The sequence below is a fragment of the Propionibacterium australiense genome, from assembly GCF_003666605.1.
In the GTDB taxonomy this organism is placed as follows: Bacteria; Actinomycetota; Actinomycetes; order Propionibacteriales; family Propionibacteriaceae; genus Propionibacterium; species Propionibacterium australiense.
In genome coordinates, this window is the sequence record NZ_RCIV01000012.1 from 45122 (window position 1) to 63366 (window position 18245).

Genomic DNA, 18245 nt, shown 5'->3' on the forward strand with positions numbered 1-18245 from the left:
ATTGCTCCTCGCTGGGTTCAGTAGGCGAATGATCTGTCGACGGCGTCGAGGACACGTTCGGCGTCGGGCAGGTAGTCGCGCTCGACCCGGGCCGGCGGGTAGCGGGTGTCCCAGGCGGCGACGCGCAGCACCGGGGCGTCGAGGGCGCCCCACAGCTCCTCGTCCAGGCGGGCGGCGATCTCGGCGCCGGGACCGAGGGTCCGGCGCGCCTCGTGGACGACGACGACCCTGCGGGTTCGGGCCGCGCTGGCCCGGATCGTCGCCATGTCGAGCGGCGCCAAGGCGCGCAGGTCGACGACCTCCAGGTCGCGTCCCTCACGGGCGGCCGCCTCGGCGGCGTCCAGGCAGGTGCGGACGGTCGGGCCGTAGGCCAGCAGGGTGGCGTCGCGGCCGGGCCGGACGGTCCTGGCGGCGGTCATCGGCAGGTCGGGGGCCGGGCCCACCTCGCCCTTGACGTAGTAGCGGGCCTTGGGTTCCAGCAGGATCACCGGGTCGGGGCACTCGATCGCCTGCCGCAGCAGCCAGTGGGCGTCCTGGGGCGAACCGCAGCTGAGCACGTGCAGGCCGGGGGTGTGCATGAAGTAGGCCTCGGGCGACTCGGAGTGGTGCTCGACCGCGCCGATGCCGCCGCCGAACGGGATCCGGATGACCACGGGCAACCTCGTGCGGCCGTGGGTGCGAGCCCGGTAGCCGGCCAGTTGGTTGACGATCTGGTCGAAGGCCGGGAAGACGAAGCCGTCGAACTGGATCTCGACGACCGGCCTGAACCCGCGCAGGGCGAGGCCGATGGCGGTGCCGACGATGCCGGACTCGGCCAGCGGCATGTCGCGGACCCGGCGCGGCCCGAACGCGTCGAACAGGCCCTCGGTGATGCGGAAGACCCCGCCCAGCCGGCCGACGTCCTCGCCCATGACGAGCACCTTCGGGTCCTCGGCGAGCGCGGCGTGCAGGGCCGTGTTGAGGGCCTTCGCGAGAGTGAGCTCGGTCATGCCGCGTCTCCTTCGCTCGGAGTGGTGGACAGCCAGTCCAGGCAGTCGGCGCGTTCGGCGCGCAGGTAGTCGCCGGGCTCGCCGATGAGCTCGTCGAAGACCTGCTCGATCGGGGTGTCGGCGAGCTCGCGGCAGGTGCGGCGCACGTCGGCGCCGAAGTCCTCGAGCTCGGCGTCCATGGCCGTCAGCCAGGCCTCGTCGATGACTCCCGCGTCGAGCAGGTGCCGGCGGAGCCGTTCGATCGGGTCCTTGGCGGCCCAGTCGGCGGTGGCCTCGTCGCTGCGGTAGCGGCCCGGATCGTCGCTGGTCGTGTGAGCGCCCATGCGGTAGGTGAAGGCCTCGACGAGCACCGGGTGTCCGGCGCGGGCCTGGCCGAGCGCCCAGCCGATGACGGCGGCGCTGGCGAGCGGGTCGTTGCCGTCCACGCGGATGCCGGGCAGACCGAAGCCGTGGGCGCGCTGGTACAGCGGCACCCGGCTCTGGTAGGAGACGGGTTCGCTGATGGCCCACTGGTTGTTGACGCAGCAGAACACGATCGGCGCGTCCTGGGCTGCGGCGAAGACGAGTGCCTCGTTGACGTCGCCCTGGCTGGAGGCGCCGTCGCCGTAGAGGGCCAGCGTGGCGGGCACGGGCCCGTCGTCGGCGCGCTCCAGGTCGACACCCATGGCGTAGCCGACGGCGTGCAGCGGGTGCGAGCCGATGACGATCGAGAAGGGCGCGACGCGGGTGGCCTCGCTGTCCCAGCGCGACATGCCCGCCCCGCGCCACAGGGCGAGCAGATCGGACACCTCGACGCCCATGGCCATGGCCAGGGCCTGCTCGCGGTAGGTGGCGAAGACCATGTCGTCGGGCTGGATCACGGCGGCGATACCGGCCTGGTAGCCCTCCTGGCCGCGCAGCGGCGGCCACAGGCCGAGCTCGCCGTGGCGCTGGAGCGCGGCGCCCTCGATGTCGAGGCGGCGCCCGGTCATCATGCGGCGCAGCATCGTCACCAGCTCGGTGTCGCCGCCCCGCCAGTCGAACCGGGCGTCCTCGACACGGACACCCTCCGGCGTGAGCAACTGCACCGGCCGCGTCGGATCCTCGGCATCCATGGCTGTCCTCCCCCCACAACAAAACTTACGGTTTGGTAACTTACCGGATCGTAAAAACTGAATTCAACGGTTCCCGGGCGATGCCCGGTCACAGTGAGCAGGTGATTCGACACCCGGGGTACCCAGAGCCTATGCTGCGTGCGAGTCGATCGCGCCCATGAGCAATGGGCGCCAGGGAACTCCGGTGAAAATCCGGGACTGGCGCGCAGCGGTGAAGGTGACGGGGCCGGCACGAGAACCCACTGGGGAGACCCGGGAAGGGGCCGGCCTCGGATGATCCGAGTCCGAAGACCTGTCGGCTCACCTGTCCGTCAGGCGTCTCGCGCTCACAGACGCCCCAGATGAAAGCCGGCGCCCCGTTGACCCCCGCTCAGTCCCCCGCCCCGCACCGGACGTCCCCTGCCGCGACCGGCAAGGACGCGCACCGGGCCACGGCCCGGGCCGGGCGCAGCGCCCGCATCAACCTGACGCCGGTCGTCATCGCCCTGGCCGTCGCCATCGCCGTGAGCATCGTCCTGTCGCTGGCCTTCGGCTCCGAGCGCATCCCGCTCGCCGACGTCTGGGCGGTCGTCCGCGGCCGCCTCACCGGGGAGCCGATCAGTTCCCCGTTCGCGACGATCGTCTGGCAGCTGCGCATGCCGCGCGCCCTGCTGGCCGTGCTCGTCGGCGCGGGCCTGTCGCTCGGCGGCGCCGGCATGCAGACGCTCGTGCGCAATCCGCTCGCCGAGCCGTACCTGCTGGGCATCTCGTCGGGCGCCGCGGTGGGTGCCACCGCGGTGCTCGTCTTCGGCGCCCTGGCCCAGTTCGGTGTCTACTCGCTGTCGGCCGGTGCCCTGCTCGGTGCGCTCGGCGCGGCGCTCGCGGTGTTCGGCGTCTCGCAGGCCCAGGGCGGCCTGACGCCGCTGCGCATGGTGCTCTCCGGCGTCGTCCTGTCGTCGGCGTTCTCCGCCGTCGCCTCGTTCATGGTGTTCCTGTCCGACGACAACCACGCGGCGACGTCGGTCATGTTCTGGATGCTCGGCTCGGTGGCCGGCGCCAGCTGGGAGAAGCTGCTGCTGCCCCTGGTCGTGGTCGTCGTCATCGGCGGCGCGATGATCGTCGTGAGCGGCTGGATGGATGCCCTGGCGGCCGGCCCCGAGACGGCCGCGGCCCTCGGCGTGCGGGTCGGGGCCATGCGCATCGGATTGTTCGTCGGGCTCGGCGTGCTCATCGGCTGCCTGGTGGCGGTGAGCGGCGGCATCGGCTTCGTCGGCCTCATCGTCCCCCATGCGGCCCGCATGATGGTCGGCTCGCTGCACCGGCGCATGCTGCCGATCGCGGCGCTGACCGGCGCGCTGTTCCTGCTGTGGGTCGACGTCGTCTCCCGGGTCGTCGCCCGCCCGCAGGAGATCCCGATCGGTGTCGTCACCGGTGTGATCGGCGCACCCGTCTTCCTCGTGCTCATGGGGCGCCGCCGCTACGCGTTCGGAGGCCGTGACGCATGAGGACGAGGAAACCGGCCAGGCCCCGCGGCGCCGAGGCGATCCCCGAGATCCGTCTCGAGGACGTCGCCGCACAGGTCGAGGGCCATGTCGTCGTCCGTGACGTGAGCCTGACGATCCCGGCCGGCACGAAACTGGCGCTGGTCGGCACGAACGGCGCCGGCAAGTCGACACTGCTGCGCGCCATCGCCGGCATCGCCGCCCCGGCAGCCGGCCGGGTCCTGCTTGACGGGCGGCCCCTGTCGGTCATGAAGCCGCGAGAGCGGGCCCGCGTCATCGCGTTCGTCTCCCAGGAGGAGACCCCTCCGGACGATCTGCGGCTGGGTGAGATGGTCGCCCTGGGCCGCATCCCGTACCGCAACCCGTGGTCGATGAGCACGCACGGCGAACTGCACATCGTCCGCGAGTCGCTGTCGGCGCTCGGCCTGGGCGACCGGCTGGAGACGCCCTGCACGAACCTGTCCGGCGGTGAGCGGCGCCGCGCGATGATCGCCCGCGGGCTGGCCCAGCGCTGCCCGGTGCTCATGCTCGACGAGCCGACGAACCACCTCGACATCGCCTGGCAGCTGCGGCTGCTCGACCTGCTCGGGGCCCAGCCGACGACGGTCATCGCGGCCATCCACGACATCGACACCGTGCTGCGCCACTTCGACCTGGTGGCCGTCCTCCACGCCGGGCACATGCTGGCCTTCGGCAGACCCACCGAGGTGCTCGACGCCGGCCTCATGGACGAGGCCTTCGCCGTCGAGGCCATGCAGATATCCCATCCCGAAACCCACCGCAGTCACCTGCTCATCAGCAGGGGAAAGGACCAGCCATGAAGATCTCCCGGATCGCACCGGTCGGGCTGCTCGCCCTGGCGCTCGTCGCCACCGGGTGCAGCTCCGGCACTGACCAGAGCTCCGGCTCCTCGTCCGCCGACACCATCCAGCTCACCAACTGCGGCGAGACCAAACAGTACCCGAGCCCGACCACCCGGCTGTTCGTCAACGACGGCAACATCATCTCGATCGCCCTCGCCGCGGGGGCGGCCGACGAGATCGTCGCCGTGTCGAGCCTGCAGCGCGACCGCGACGTGCTGGCCCTCAAGTACGGCGCCGAGACGGTCGACGGACTCAACCAGGTCGCCGAGAAGTACCCGACGATGGAGAACATCGTCGCCGCCTCACCGCAGGTGGTCTTCGCCGGCTGGGGCTACGGCTTCTCCGAGGAGAAGAACCTCACCCCGGACGGGCTGAGCCAGCAGGGCATCGAGAGCTATCTGCTGTCGGAGACCTGCCGGCAGGACGACGGCAACCGCGGGACGATGGACCCGTGGGACGCGCTGACCACCGACATCACCAACGTGGGGGCGATGACCGGTCACGAGGAGACCGCGGAGTCGGTCGTGGCGGACATCAACGACCGGCGCCAGGGGCTCGAGCAGGCCCCGCAGGCCGACACCAGGCCGACCGCCTTCCTCTTCGACTCCAGCTCGGACACCATCTTCTCGTCCGGGTCCTTCGGCGCCCCGCAGGCCATGATGGACTCGGCCGGCGTGACCAACGCCCTGGCCGACGTCGAGGACACCTGGACCTCGGTGAGCTGGGAGCGCCTGGCCACCGCCGACCCGGACATCATCTTCTTCGTCGACTACCCGGGCCAGAGCTACGACGAGAAGATCGCCGCGCTGCGGTCGAACGACGCGACGAAGAACCTGAGGGCCGTCAAGGAGGAACGCTTCGTCAACCTGCCCTACGCGATGTGGACCTCGGGGCCGCTCAACATCGACGGTGCCGAGTACCTGCGCACCGCGCTCGAGCACTACGGCCTGCAGCCGGCCTCCGACGTCCGCACCCAGCTGGACCTGTCCGAACTGGCCGACCTGCCCGGCAACGAGTGGATGAAGTAGCCCTTCGGCGCGGTGGCCTGCCCTGCGCCGACTCCGTCTGCCAGCCGGTGTGCCCGGGCCCGCGGGGCCTGGCGCGCCGGGACTGGTTCCCCGAGGGCTCTCCGCCATCGGACTGCTCGTGCCGCCGACAGCCCTGATGGCCCGGGTCCGGCTCGGACCCGGGCCATGGGTGTGATCGCCGCGTTCGGTGCGCCCGTGCCCGTGGCGCGGGCGGCCCGGGCCGTCAGTCCGCGGGGCTCGTCGTGGCCGCTGCGGCGGGGGTCGCCAGTTCCTCGGGGCTGACGAGGCCCTGGACAGAGACGCCGTCGAGATAGGCCATCGGGTCGAAGTCCTCCTCGCTGGCGCCCCCGGAGCCCCTGCGGATCCGGCCGCCGGCGATCGTGTCGACGATGATCGCGAGGGCCCCGTCACCGGTGACGTTGGTGGCGGTGCCGAAGGAGTCGAGGGCGATGTAGGTGGCGATCATGAGGGCCACCTGGTCGTCGTTGAAGCCCAGCATCGAGGTGAGCAGACCGGTCGCCGCCATGATGGCGCCGCCGGGCACGCCGGGCGCGGCGACCATCGTGATGCCGAGCATGAAGATGAAGCCGACCCACTGGACGGCGGAAACGTCGATGCCCTGGGTCCAGGCGATCGCGAACGCGAAGGCGAAGATCTTCGAGGTGGACCCGGCCAGGTGGATCGTCGCGCACAGCGGCACGGTGAAGGAGGCGACGGCGTCGGACACGCCGTTGCGCCTGGTCTGGCGCAACGTGACGGGGATCGTCGCGGCCGAGGACGAGGTGCCCAGCGCGGTGAGATAGGCGGGCAGCATCGTGACGAGGGCCTTCGCCGGGTTCCTGCGTCCGACGAGGCCGGCGGTGCAGTACTGGACGCCGAGGATGACGAGCTCGAGGAGCAGAACGACGACGACCACGCGGACGAGCGTGCGCATGATCGCCCAGGCCTCGCCGGTGTAGGTGAGGTTGAGGAAGATGCCGAAGATGTGCAGGGGCAGCAGCGGGATGATGATCCGCTCGATGAGCTTGGTGATGATCGCGCGAAACTCGATGAAGCCCTTGCGCAGGACACCGCGCGGCACCATGGCCAGGCCGATGCCGATGACGAAGGACAGCAGCAGGGCGGTCATGACCTCGACGACCGGGGGCATCTCGACGGTGAAATAGCTCTCCAGGGCCGAGCCCGGCTCCTCCACGTCGGACAGGGCCGAACCGGACAGCACGCGCGGGAAGGTCGTCGCGCACACGAGGTAGGTGAGGAAACCGGAGAACAGCGTCGAGGTGTAGGCCAGGACCGCCGTGACGCCGAGCCACTTGCCGGCGCCGCGGCCCAGGTCGGCGATGGCCGGTGTGACCAGGCCGATGATGATGAGCGGGATCGAGAAGGTGAGGAACTGGCTGAACAGATCGGAGAAGGTCGCGAAGACGCGGCCGAGGCCGACCGGCAGCACATGGCGGCCGCCGATCGTCACCGAGCCCAGCACGAGGGCGAGGACGATGGCGGCGAGCACCCACCCGAGGATGCCGCCCTTGAGCAGGGCTCTGCGAGACGTGGACATGCGGAACCTTTCGGCAGGAGTGGCGGCGCGGACGGCCGCTCTTCGCAGGACAGGGTCTCACACGTGCGGGCGAACAGCGAATGGACGGTGAAACATTGCCGCGGTGTCATCGTACGCCCCCCCGGAGGGGACGCAGGACTCAGCCCTGCGGGCGCAGCAGCGGGAACAGGATCGTCTCGCGGATGCCGGTGCCGGTGAACAGCATGATGAGCCGGTCGACGCCCAGGCCGAAACCTCCCATCGGCGGGCAGCCCTGTTCGAGGGCCGCCAGGAAGTCCTCGTCGAGCTGCATGGCCTCGGAGTCGCCGGCGGCCGCGGCGAGCGACTGGGCGGTGAGGATCTCGCGCTGGATGACGGGGTCGACGAGCTCGCTGAAGCCGGTGCCGCGCTCCATGCCGCCGATGATGAGGTCCCAGGCCTCGATGCAGCCGGGCTTGGAGCGGTGACGGCGGGCCAGCGGCTGGGCGATCTCGGGGTAGTCGCAGACGAAGGTCGGCTGCAGCAGGTCCTTCTCGACGAGCTCACCGAAGAGCTCGACGACCATCTTCTGGGCGCCCCAGTCCTCGCTGAAGCCCACACCGTTCGCCTCGGCGATCCGGCGCAGCCGCTCCAGCGGGGTCTCGGGGGTGATCTCCTCGCCGAGCCGGCTGGACAGGCCCTCGTGGACGGGCAGCCAGGCCCACTCGCCGTCGAGGTCGATGACGCCGCGTTCGGTCTCGATCCGGTGGGCGCCGAGCTCGTCGGCGACCCGCAGGATGACCGACTTGAGGGTGTCGGCGATCGTGAACTGGTCGCCCCAGCTCTGGTATGCCTCGAGCATCGTGAACTCGGGGCTGTGCGCGGAGTCGACGCCCTCGTTGCGGAAGACCCGGCCGATCTCGTAGACCCGGTCGGCGCCGCCGACCATGACGCGCTTGAGGTGCAGTTCGAGCGCGATGCGCAGGTACATGTCGATGTCGAAGGCGTTGAGGTGGGTGGTGAACGGGCGCGCCGCCGCCCCGCCGTGCAGGCTCTGCAGCACCGGGCCCTCGACCTCGAGGTAGCCCTGATCCTCGAGCTCGGAGCGGATGGCGCGGGTGATGCGCGAGCGGGTACGCAGCATGGTGCGCGCCTGCTCACGGACGATGAGATCGTTGTGGCGCTGCCGCACCCGCGACTCCTCGGACAGCTCCTTGTGGAGGGTCGGCAGCGGGCGCAGGGCCTTGGAGGCGAGCCGCCACTGGGAGGCGAGCACCGACAGCTCGCCGCGCTTGGACGCGATGACGCGGCCGCGGACCCAGACGAAGTCGCCCAGGTCGACGTCGGACTTCCAGGAGGCGAGGGCCTCCTCGCCGACCTCGGCGCGCGAGAGCATGATCTGCAGTCGCTCCGCGTCGGCGTCCGGTGTGAAGCCGTCCTGCACGGTGGCGAAGCACAGCTTCCCCGTGTTCCGCAGCAGCACGACCCGGCCGCCGACGGTCACCTCGTCCTGGGTCTCCTGCCCGGGTTCCAGGCCGGGCCAGCCGGCCCGCACCTGCGCGAGCGTGTGGGTCCGGCGCAGATCGACCGGGTAGGGCTGCTTGCCCTCGTCGAGGTAGCGCTGGCGCTTCTTGGTACGGACGCGCACCTGCTCGGGAAGGTCCTGCTCAGGCGCGGGGCTCGTGGGGCTGGTCGGCTGCTGGGAACTCACCCGGACAGACTACCGTGAGGCGCCCGCGGCTCCCGTCACCGTGACGGGAGCCGGATGACGGGGCTGGGCCGCGGTGCGTTCCACCGTCCTCCAGGGGCCGCCGCACCCGGCAGCAGCCGGCTGCTTCCGCCCGGCCCGGCCGGATCATCCTGCGGCGACCGGGGCCGGGCGGCGCAGGGCCGGGCGGGGACGACGGGACGGCGCCGGGCCGGGCTGTGGCCGGCCGAGGCCGAGGTAGGTCCAGCCCGCCTCGCGCCAGCGGCCGGGGTCCAGGGCGTTGCGGCCGTCGATGAGGACCGGGCGCGCCACCCGGCCGGCCGCCTCGGCCGGGTCCAGGTCGGTGAACTCCTGCCACTCGGTGAGCAGCAGGACCAGCTCGGCGCCGGCGAGGGCGGCCAGGGGCTCGCGGCAGGTGTCGAGCCCGGGATGGTGACGTTCGACGGCGCCCAGCGCCCGGGGATCGCACACCCGCACGTGGGCCCCCTTGTCGGCGAGGCGCTGGGCGACGTCCAGGGCCGGGGAGTCGCGTATGTCGTCGCTGTCCGGCTTGAAGGCGGCGCCGAGCACCGTGATCCGCGCCCCGGCCGGATCGCCGCCCAGCCAGTGCTCGGCGAGGCCGACGACGCGGTCGCGGCGGCGCTGGTTGATGGCGTCGACCTGCTTGAGGAAGGCGAGGGCGTCCCCGGCGCCCAGTTCCTCGGCGCGGGCGACGAAGGCGCGGATGTCCTTCGGCAGGCAGCCGCCCCCGAAGCCGACGCCGGCGCGCAGGAACTTCCGGCCGATCCGGTCGTCGTGGCCGAGCGCGTCGGCCAGGGCCACGACGTCGCCGCCGGTGGTCTCGCACAGTTCGGCCATGGCGTTGATGAAGCTGATCTTGGTGGCGAGGAAGGAGTTGGCCGCCATCTTGACCAGCTCGGCGGTCGGGTAGTTCGTCGCGATCCGGGGGATGCCCTCGGCCAGCAGCGGCGCGTAGGCGGCGTCGAGCGTCTCGCGGGCGTGCCGGGCACGGTCCGGGTCGTCGGGCAGCCCGTAAACGATGCGGTCCGGGTGCAGGGTGTCCTGGACGGCGCGGCCCTCGCGCAGGAACTCCGGGTTCCACACCAGGGTGGCCCCGTGTGCGGCGAGGCGTCCGGCGAGGCGGGCCGCGGTACCGACCGGCACCGTCGACTTGCCCACCACGACGGTGCCGCCCCCGTGAGGCAGCGCGCCGAGGACGGTGTCGAGGGCGGACTCGACGGCGCTCAGGTCGGCCGAGCCGTCGTCGGACTGCGGGGTGCCCACGGTGATGAAGTGCAGCTCGGCGGCCGCCAGCTCCGCGCTGGACGGCGACGTCGTGAACCGCAACCGGCCGCTGCGCACGGTCCGCCGGAGCAGCTCGTCCAGGCCGGGTTCGTAGAAGGGGGGCCTGCCGCCGGCGAGGGCGTTCACCCGTGCGGCGTCGACGTCCACGCCCAGGACGTCGTGGCCGAGGCACGCCATGGCGGCCGCGTGCACGGCTCCGAGATAACCGCAGCCAAGAACGGAGATTCTCATGATGGGCTTCCTTTCGTGGTGTCGGTCGGTTTCAGCACCAGCCGGGTGCGGTCGCGGCAGTGGCCATCCGCCCGGCCCGGAGCTGTCAGGGTGGTCGCGGGCGCGCCAGGCAGCTCTCGACCCACCGCGCCAGCCAGCGGTCCGCGGCAGGTCTGAAGGCGTGGACGAAGGCCAGCCGCAGGCGGGCGGCCCTCCAGTAGCAGCCGACGCGGTCCGGGCGGGCCTCCAGCTGCCGGGCCAGTTCCATCAGGTGCCCGGTCACCCGCCGGTGGCCCGGTGCGCTGAGCGCGCCCGTCAGGCGGCTCAGTTCGGCGTGGGCCAGCAGGTTCCCCACGTCCAGGGCCGCCTCGCCTCTGGCGGCGGTGTCCAGGTCGAGGACGCCGAGAGCCGCACCGTCCCACAGCAGCTGGCCGTCGTGCAGGTCGCGGTGCAGGAGCACCGGCGGGCCGGTGCCGGCCACGAGCTGGGCGCACACCTGCTCGACCGCCCGGCGCAGCGGGCCGAGCGGCCCCAGTGCCCCGTGCTCGGCGGCCGCGGTGTACCAGCGGTTGAGCACGGCGGCCTCGTCGGCGGCCGAGTGCCGGGTCGGGGCCTGGTCCGGGTGGCGGGCGATGAGCGGCCAGGCGGCGGCCAGCTGCGCCCAGCCCGCCAGGCCGTCGTCGCCGAGGTCGCGCAGTGAGCGGCCCGGCAGCAGGGTGAACTCGACGCGGGCCTCGGTGGCGTCCAGCACCCGGGCGGCCCGCAGCCCGGTGCCGGCGCTCAGCTCGGCGAGCCGCCGGGAGACGGCGGCCACCGGGGCGGCCCGGCCGGGCCGCAGCAGCTTGACGGCCCGGTCCGGGCACAGGACGACGGCGCGGCGCCCGAGCCGGTGCACGACGAGCCTGCCGCGGCTCGGTGCCGACAGCTCGGGCAGGCGGGGATCGGTGGCGTAGCCGGCCAGTTCGCCGTCGCCCCAGGCGTCGACCCGCCCGGCACGCAGCAGGCCGGCCGGGTCGCGCTGCTCGAAGGTGACGCCGCCCTGCCGCGCCGGCCATGCCCGGACGACCCCCGTCATGGACCTGAGGGTGGCAAGTGCCGCGCTCGTCATCGGAGCACCTCCTCCAGCCGGTCCAGCCGTTCGCCGACGAGTCGCCCCCAGTCGGTGCGGGCCTGGCGCAGTGGTTCGACGGCCCGCAGGAGGATGGCCCCGGCCAGCGCGGTGCGCAGCTGCGGGCCGGGCGGGACCAGCCCGCCCGCTTCCTGGTAGCCGGCCAGGAACTCCCCCGCGCTGGTCTCGTCGGCCGTCATGAGCCAGGAGCCGAGGTCGGCTGCGGCCGGGGCCAGGTGGGCGCGGTCGAAGTCGGTCAGCCAGACCCTGCCGTCCGCGCTGGTCAGCACCTGGTCGGGGGAGGCGTCGCCGTGCACGAGCACCGCGGGGCCGGGCAGTTCGGCCAGGGCGCGGGCCGCGAGGCCGCGCGTCCGCCGCGCCAGCCGCTGGTCCAGGGCGTCGAGGACGCCGGCGTGGGCGGCGGCCTGCCGCTGCGGGTCGACGACCCGCTGGGACAGCGTCTGGAGCAGCGGGCCGGGGAGCAGGTCGGTGGCACGGTGGAGGGCCGCGACGAGGGCGCCGGCCAGCCGGCTGCCCGCCGGGTCGGGGCGGCGCCCCAGGTCGGAGTCCCCGGTGTGGCGGAGCACGGCCAGGTGGGGGTCCTGGCCGTCGTCGACCCGGTCGGGAACGGCCACGTGGGCGGACACGAAGGCGTGGAGCTCGGCGCCCAGCGGGTCGGGCTCGGCCCGTACCCGCAGTACCAGGTCGTCGTCCTGGGCGACCAGGCGGCGCAGCGGGTTGTAGCGCAGCGCCGTGTCCTCGGGGCGGCCGCGGATCAGTCCCCGGCTCACCGCCCGGCGCAGGGGCCGGCGGAGCCTGGGGTCGGCGAGGATCTCGCCGTGCTGGAGCACCAGCCCGCCGGGCAGGGTGCGCCAGCCTGCGAGCAGGCCGCGCCGGGCGGCGCGCAGGCTGGTCTTGTCCGCCTTCGACAGGCCGCCGGGCCACAGGATGCGCGCCCAGCCGCGGGGTCTGCCGGTGCCCGGCTCGGCGAGGGAGACGGTCACCGAGGTGTCCGGCTTGATCCGCAGGTGATCGGCCCGCACCCGGCAGCCGACCAGCTCGCTGAGCCGGCCGGCGTCCAGTACGGCGGCCACGACGTCCCGGGTCCGGGTGCTCATCACCGGCCCCCGATCCTGATCTCGCCGGTGTGGTGGCCGCTGGCCTCGACCCAGCCGCGGAAGACCCGGCTGGTCTTCAGCAGGTCCTGCGGGTGGCCGTCGAGCATGACGACCCCGTCCTGGACCCAGACGACGCGGGTGGCGCGCAGCGCGACCTCGGCGTCGTGGGTGACGGCCAGGGTGGTGCGCCCCTCCGCGAGGTGCCCGATCGCGTCGAGGACCAGGCGCGCCGAGGCGGGGTCCAGCCCGGTGGTCGCCTCGTCGAGGATGACGACCGGGGCGTCGCGCAGCAGGGCGCGGGCGATGGCCACGCGCTGGCGCTGGCCGCCGGACAGGGTGCCGCCCCGCTCGCCGACGGGCGTGTCGTAGCCCTCGGGCAGCTCCATGATGAACTCGTGGGCGTAGGCGGCGCGGGCGGCCTGCTCGACCTCGGCGTCGCTGGCCCCCTGGCGGCCCAGCCTGATGTTCTCCCGCACCGTGTCGGTGAACAGGACGGCCTCCTGGTGCAGCAGCGAGATGTTCGCCCGCAGCCCCTCCAGGTCGAGGTCGCGCAGCCGGACGCCGTCCAGGGTGACCTCGCCGCGCGTCGGGTCCTGGGCGCGCACGAGCAGGGAGACCAGGGTGGACTTGCCGGCGCCGGAGGGGCCGATGATCGCCACGATCTCGCCCGGGGCGGCGCTCAGGCTCAGCCCGTGGAGCACCTCGGTGTCCTCGTAGGCGGCGTGCACGTTCTCGAAGCGCACGAGGCCGGCGGCCCGCCCGAGCCGTATCGGGTGGGGCGGGTCGACGATGCCGGGCTTCACCGCCATGAGGTCGGCGACCCGCTCGCCGGAGGCGGTGGCCTGGGCGATCCGGCCGGTGTACTTCGCCATGTCGCGCAGCGGTTTCATCGTCGTGCGCAGATAGCTGGTGAAGAGCACGAGGTCGCCGAGACTCATGGCGCCGTCGAGGGCCCGCAGTGCGCCGCTCACCACGACGACGGCGGTGGCGAGACCGATGATGACGTCGGTGGTGCGTTCGAGCCGGGCGGACAGCCGCCGGGAGGCCACCCCGGAGCGCAGGGAGGTCTGGTTGGCCGAGCCGAACCGGTCGGCGATGAGTTCCTCCAGCCCGTAGGCCTGCACCACCGCGATGGCGGCGAGGGACTCCTGGGCGGTGTTCGCCAGGTGGCCCTCGCCCCTGCGGGTCTTGCGGGCCGCCGCGGTGATCTTCTGGGAGTTGCCCGTCGAGGTGAGGGCGAACAGGACGATCGCGCCGACCACGACGAGGGACAGCAGGGGGTCGAGCACGACCATGACCACGAGCATGACCACGAGGGTGATGACGTTGGCGACGAGCGGCAGGCCCGCGGTGATTACCACGTCCTGCATCCGCCCCACGTCGCTGACGATGCGCTGGACGGTGTCGGCGCTGCGGTTGCGGGAGTGGAACTGCAGGCTGAGTCCCTGCACGTGCCGGAAGATCCGGGCGCGCAGCGAGGTGGCCACGCGCGAACCGGCCAGGGCGAAGGCGACCGTGGCCAGGTAGTTCGTCAGGGCCCGCAGCCCGGTCAGAGCGAGCTGCGCGAAGCCCCACCACAGCAGCAGCCCGAGCGTGGCGGGCCGGTGCGAGCTGTCGGCGCCCAGCGACGCCGAGACGGAGTCGACGACGTACTTCATGGGCCAGGGCTCCAGCACCCGGAAGACCACCTCGGCGAGCAGGGCGCACACGCCGCCCGCCAGTAGTTTCCGGTGGTCGCGCGCGTCGGGCGCCAGCAGACGCAGGGTGCGTACCAGGGCCCGTTTGCTGATCCGTTCAGCCATGATCGTCCTCCATCCCGGCGAGCCGCATGATCCGGTCGACGACGCCGGCCCAGGAGTGTCGTTCCTCGGCGCGGCGCCGCCCGGTCCCACCGAGCGCCTCCCGGCGGCCAGGATCGGCGGCCAGGGCGTCGATGGCCCCGGCGAGGGCCGCCGGGTCGGACGGTGGGACGAGCACGCCCAGTCCGTCGAGGATCGCGGGCAGCTGCCCGACCCGCGAGGCCACGACGGGCAGGCCGGCGGCGAGGTACTCGTAGACCTTGAGCGGCGAGAAGTACTGGCCGTCCTCCTCGCCGGTCCTCGGGTAGGGCGCGACACCGATGGCGGCCCCGGCCAGGTGGGCGGGCATGTCCTGGGGCGGGACGGCACCGCGGAAGTCGGCCCGCAGGCCGAGCCGAACGGCCTGGCGCTCCAGCTCGGCGCGCCGCGGCCCGTCTCCGATGATCCGCAGCCGCCAGGGCTCGCCGGCCAGGGCAGCTGCCTGTAGCAGGTCCTCCACCCCGTGCCAGGGCTTGAGGGTGCCGACGAAGACGACGACGGGGGCGCCCGGGGCGGCGGGGCCGGGCACGATGCGGTGCACGCTGACGCCGTTGGGCACCGTGGCGACGCGGGTGGCGCCGGTGCGGGCGATGACCCACCGGCGCACCGGCTCGGAGACGCAGACCGTCACCGCGGCGGCCCCCGCCTGGGCGCGCAGCGCCGCGAGGGCGCCGGCCTCGTCGACGAGGGTCCGGTGGGTGCGCTGCTCGTCGATGAGGGGGGCGTTGACCTCGAGGACGCCGGGCACCCCGGCGCCCTCGCTGAGCCCGGCGAGCACCGTGGAGAACAGCGAGTACCGTTCGTAGACCATGTCGACGCCCTCGGACAGGAGACGGCCGGTGACCTCGGCGGCCGCCTCCTGCTGGGCGCGTTCCCGTCCGGCCGCGTCCCGGGCGGTCACCGGCAGTACCGTCACGGGCAGGTCGGCCAGGTCGTCGGGCGTCTCGTGGCCGCGGCGCGTCGTGTGGACCTGCACCTGGTGGCCGCGGCGCCGCAACTCGCGCACCACCTCCTGGACGTGCACGGAGGCGCCCTTGGTGCCGAACACGGGGATCCCGGGGTCGATGCTGACGTAGGCGATGCGCATCAGCGCTCACCTCCTGCCTCACCTGCTTCCCAGTCGGACAGGGCAGCGGCCTGCTTGCGGCTGTCGAACCTCTCCTCGATGAGGGCCCTGGCGTTGCGGGCCATGCCGGTCAGGTCGAAGCCGCCGGCCGCCACGCGGGTCAGGGTCTCGGCGAGCGCGTCGACGTCGCCGGGGGCGAGCAGGATGCCGGTGTCCTTGTCCCGGACGACCTCGGGCAGGCCCGAGACGGCGGTGGCGATGACGGGTGTGCCGCTGGCCATCGACTCCAGCACCACGGTGGGCAGGCCGTCGATGTTGCCGTCGGCGGCCTGGACGCACGGCGCCGCGAAGACGTGCGCGTCCCCGAGCAGCCGCCTGACCTCCTCCTGGGTGAGCGGGCCGAGCAGCCGCACGTGGCCGGTGAGGCCGCGCCGGCGGATCCGGGCGGCGAGTTCGCCGGCCAGTTCACCGTCGCCGGCGATGGAGGCGGTGACGGCGACCCCGGCGGAGCGGGCCCGGGCCACGGCGTCGATGAGGTCGGCGAAGCCCTTCTTCGGCACGAGCCGACCGAGGGCCGCCACCCGCAGCGGCGAGGTGATCCGCGGCGGGTCGTGGTAGGGGAAGCGGTCCAGTTCGAGGGCGTTGTACTGCAGGCTGATCCGGGCGCCGGTGCCGGCCAGGACCTGCCGCAGATAGCTCTCGTTGAACTCGCTGATGGCGATGACGCGGTCGGCGTCACCGCAGATGCGGCGCAGCCAGAACAGGTCGACCGAGTCGTGGAAGATGTCCTTGGCGTGGGTGGTGACCGTGTAGGGCACGCCCGTCAGGCGCGAGGCGAGCCAGGTCATGCGCCCGGCCAGGGAGGCGAAGTGGGCGTGCAGGTGGGTGATGCCGTCCTCGAGCACGCAGCGGGCGAGCGCCACGCCCTGCGCGACCTCGTCGCCCGGCAGCTCGGCGAGTTCGGGCAGCAGGCCGGAGAGGTTCTCCCTCAGCCGCGGGTGGCCGGCCGCGCCGGCGAACTGCTCCCACATGTCGGTGGCCTTGAGGGGGCGCGGCACCCAGGTCACCCGTGCCGCGACCCGGGCGATCTCGGGGTGGAAGCGCTGGTCGGTCGTCGGGCGCAGCGCGTAGATGCTCAGCTCGTCGCCGAGGGCCTCCCGGGCGAGCATCTCCGTGACGACGAAGGTCTCGGAGAAGCGCGGGTAGACCTTGAGCACGTAGCCGATCCGTGGCCTGGCCGGTGGGCCCTGGCGGGAACTCGCGTCGGCGAGCAGTTCGGCCGCGTAGCGGGCCGCCACCGTCAGACCGTCCAGGGCGAGGCCGGAGCGGTCGACGCGACGCCCGACGGCCTGCGCCGCCCAGGCCCCCAGGGAGGCCGGGTCGGCGTGCCCGGCCCGCATGACGTCGAGGGCGCCCACCTCGGCCAGTGACCGGGCCCGGATGAGCTGTTCGAGCCGGGGTTCCTCGCGTGGCACGACGAGCGCGGGTGTGCCGGTGGCGAGGATCTCGCACATCGTGTTGTAGCCGCCCATGGCGATGACGGCGTCGGCCTCGGCGATCTGGTTGCTCAGGCCCGGCCAGCAGCGACGGACCCGGGTGCGGGGGCCGGCCTGGGCCGCGACGGCGGCGAACCCGGCGTCGTCGAGCTGCGGACCGGTGACGATGACGTGCTCGTGGCCGGCCGGCACGTCCATCGCCGCTGCGGCCTGCAGCAGGTCCTGCCCGTCGGAGCCGCCGCCGGCGGTGGTGAGGACGAACGGTGCGTGCCGTGGCTCGCCCTGTCCGTCGAACTCGCGCCGCCCGCGCGCCAGGTAGCCGGTGAAACGAACCCTGTCGGCCAGGTCCGGTGGCACCTCTCCGCTCGCGATGGGGTCGTGGACCGCCTGGTCGCCGTAGACCCACACCTCGTCGACGAGGCGACGCAGCTCGGTGAGGTCACCCAGGGCGCGCCACTCGGCAGCTGCGGCGGCCGGCTCGTCGAGGACCTCACGCAGCCCCAGCACCACCCGGGCGCCGGGGCGACGGGCGCGCAGCCGGCGCAGTGGGCGGCGCAGTTCCCGCCACACCCCGTAGATGTGGCGGTCGATGACGACCAGATCGGGGGCGAAGGACAGCATCGCCGATTCGATGAGGACCGACCGCAGGTCGATGAGCCGGCTCGTGGGCCCGGCCAGGTTGCGGGGCTCGTAGCCGCCGCGGCCCTTGGCCACGCCGGGGATCGTCAGCCAGTCGAATCCGGCCGGGAGCAGGACGTCGTCGCCCATCGAGAGCCCCGAGACGAGCAGTCCCGAGACCGGGCGTCCGGTCTGCTCGGGGATGATGCGGGCCAGGTGGTGGGCGAGCGCCAGATTGCGGCGCACGTGGCCCAGCCCCTGCGAGTCGTGGCTGTACAGGAGTGCTCGAATGGTCGTGTCGTCCACAGGATGTTCCGTTCGGATCCGTGCCCCGCAACCTCGGCGACGAGATCCTCCGCGGCAGGAGTGCCACGGGACCGCGCCGGGTGGGATGCGCGTTGTTCATGGCGTGGGATTCACTACTGGGCCTGGGGCTGCGCTCCATGGCGCTGCCCGGCACGGGGACAGCCGGCACGTCGGCCAGAGAATGCCCGCTCTCTCGGCGGGCGACTGCCTTGGTGCCTTCATCCTAACCCGGCATCCGCAAGAGGCAACCAGCTTCCGCTGGACCCCAGCCGCTACCCGTGGCCTCCGCACCCGGGAATGGGGCACGACGACGAGCCGGCCCGGAACACGGAATGCGGGTCACCGGTGCTCGCCCACACCGGCAACCCGCACTCCTTCAAGCGATTCGCCAAGGCTAGCCTAACTCATCGTTCCTGTTGCGGGAAGTCCCCTCCGTTTTCGGCGTGCCGCCGCCGGCCGTCGATCGGCCCCGGCAGGCTGCACGGTCACTGACCCGTACAC

General features: G+C 73.0%; 13 protein-coding genes and 1 riboswitch. Of the genes, 3 read left to right on the forward strand and 10 right to left on the reverse strand.

Annotated elements, in window-relative coordinates; all coding sequences use genetic code 11:
* Nucleotides 1–17: 17 nt before the first annotated feature.
* On the reverse strand, nucleotides 18–989 hold the full coding sequence (locus D9T14_RS09420) for an alpha-ketoacid dehydrogenase subunit beta (protein ID WP_119162033.1): 972 nt from the start codon (nucleotides 987–989) through the stop codon (nucleotides 18–20).
* A complete protein-coding gene (locus D9T14_RS09425) occupies nucleotides 986–2083 on the reverse strand; it encodes a thiamine pyrophosphate-dependent enzyme (RefSeq protein ID WP_119162032.1) in 1098 nt (365 codons plus the stop codon). Before D9T14_RS09425 ends, D9T14_RS09420 begins: the two co-directional genes overlap by 4 nt.
* A 129-nt stretch (nucleotides 2084–2212) precedes the next feature.
* Nucleotides 2213–2397, forward strand: a riboswitch (cobalamin riboswitch).
* 150 nt (nucleotides 2398–2547) lie between these two features.
* Between D9T14_RS09425 and D9T14_RS09430 the strand changes: the two genes are divergently transcribed.
* From D9T14_RS09430 to D9T14_RS09440, 3 genes are read left to right on the forward strand one after another with little or no spacing between them, the layout of a single operon-like run.
* Nucleotides 2548–3567 carry a FecCD family ABC transporter permease gene (locus D9T14_RS09430; protein ID WP_197720717.1) on the forward strand — a complete coding sequence of 340 codons (1020 nt, stop codon included), beginning with the start codon at nucleotides 2548–2550 and terminating at the stop codon, nucleotides 3565–3567.
* Nucleotides 3564–4385 carry an ABC transporter ATP-binding protein gene (locus tag D9T14_RS09435; RefSeq protein WP_119162030.1) on the forward strand — a complete coding sequence of 274 codons (822 nt, stop codon included), beginning with the start codon at nucleotides 3564–3566 and terminating at the stop codon, nucleotides 4383–4385. Before D9T14_RS09430 ends, D9T14_RS09435 begins: the two co-directional genes overlap by 4 nt.
* Nucleotides 4382–5455, forward strand: a complete 1074-nt coding sequence (locus tag D9T14_RS09440) for an ABC transporter substrate-binding protein (protein WP_119162029.1) — start codon at nucleotides 4382–4384, stop codon at nucleotides 5453–5455. Before D9T14_RS09435 ends, D9T14_RS09440 begins: the two co-directional genes overlap by 4 nt.
* A gap of 223 nt (nucleotides 5456–5678) precedes the next feature.
* Here D9T14_RS09440 and D9T14_RS09445 read toward each other — a convergent pair whose 3' ends face one another.
* The 8 genes from D9T14_RS09445 to D9T14_RS14265 all read right to left on the reverse strand — a co-directional run bounded on the left by D9T14_RS09445 (nucleotide 5679) and on the right by D9T14_RS14265 (nucleotide 17744).
* Nucleotides 5679–7013 carry a dicarboxylate/amino acid:cation symporter gene (locus tag D9T14_RS09445; RefSeq protein WP_119162028.1) on the reverse strand — a complete coding sequence of 445 codons (1335 nt, stop codon included), beginning with the start codon at nucleotides 7011–7013 and terminating at the stop codon, nucleotides 5679–5681.
* A 139-nt stretch (nucleotides 7014–7152) separates the two neighbouring features.
* Nucleotides 7153–8619 (reverse strand): lysine--tRNA ligase, encoded by a 1467-nt coding sequence (gene lysS, locus D9T14_RS09450; RefSeq protein ID WP_119162027.1) that lies wholly within the window; start codon nucleotides 8617–8619, stop codon nucleotides 7153–7155.
* 207 nt (nucleotides 8620–8826) lie between these two features.
* Nucleotides 8827–10215, reverse strand: a complete 1389-nt coding sequence (locus D9T14_RS09455) for a UDP-glucose dehydrogenase family protein (RefSeq protein ID WP_119162026.1) — start codon at nucleotides 10213–10215, stop codon at nucleotides 8827–8829.
* A gap of 85 nt (nucleotides 10216–10300) precedes the next feature.
* Complete coding sequence (locus D9T14_RS09460; RefSeq protein ID WP_170175781.1) at nucleotides 10301–11269, reverse strand: phosphotransferase; 969 nt, start codon at nucleotides 11267–11269, stop codon at nucleotides 10301–10303.
* A 29-nt stretch (nucleotides 11270–11298) separates the two neighbouring features.
* Nucleotides 11299–12420, reverse strand: coding sequence for a phosphotransferase family protein (locus D9T14_RS09465; RefSeq protein ID WP_119162024.1), 1122 nt, complete (start codon nucleotides 12418–12420; stop codon nucleotides 11299–11301).
* A complete protein-coding gene (locus D9T14_RS09470; protein WP_119162023.1) occupies nucleotides 12420–14222 on the reverse strand; it encodes an ABC transporter ATP-binding protein in 1803 nt (600 codons plus the stop codon). The genes D9T14_RS09465 and D9T14_RS09470 overlap by 1 nt, the downstream gene beginning before the upstream one ends.
* Nucleotides 14215–15345, reverse strand: a complete 1131-nt coding sequence (locus D9T14_RS09475; RefSeq protein WP_119162022.1) for a glycosyltransferase family 4 protein — start codon at nucleotides 15343–15345, stop codon at nucleotides 14215–14217. The genes D9T14_RS09470 and D9T14_RS09475 overlap by 8 nt, the downstream gene beginning before the upstream one ends.
* The gene (locus tag D9T14_RS14265) at nucleotides 15345–17744 is read right to left on the reverse strand and encodes a glycosyltransferase (RefSeq protein WP_232012387.1); all 2400 of its coding nucleotides are present in this window, start codon (nucleotides 17742–17744) and stop codon (nucleotides 15345–15347) included. Before D9T14_RS14265 ends, D9T14_RS09475 begins: the two co-directional genes overlap by 1 nt.
* Nucleotides 17745–18245 lie beyond the last annotated feature (501 nt).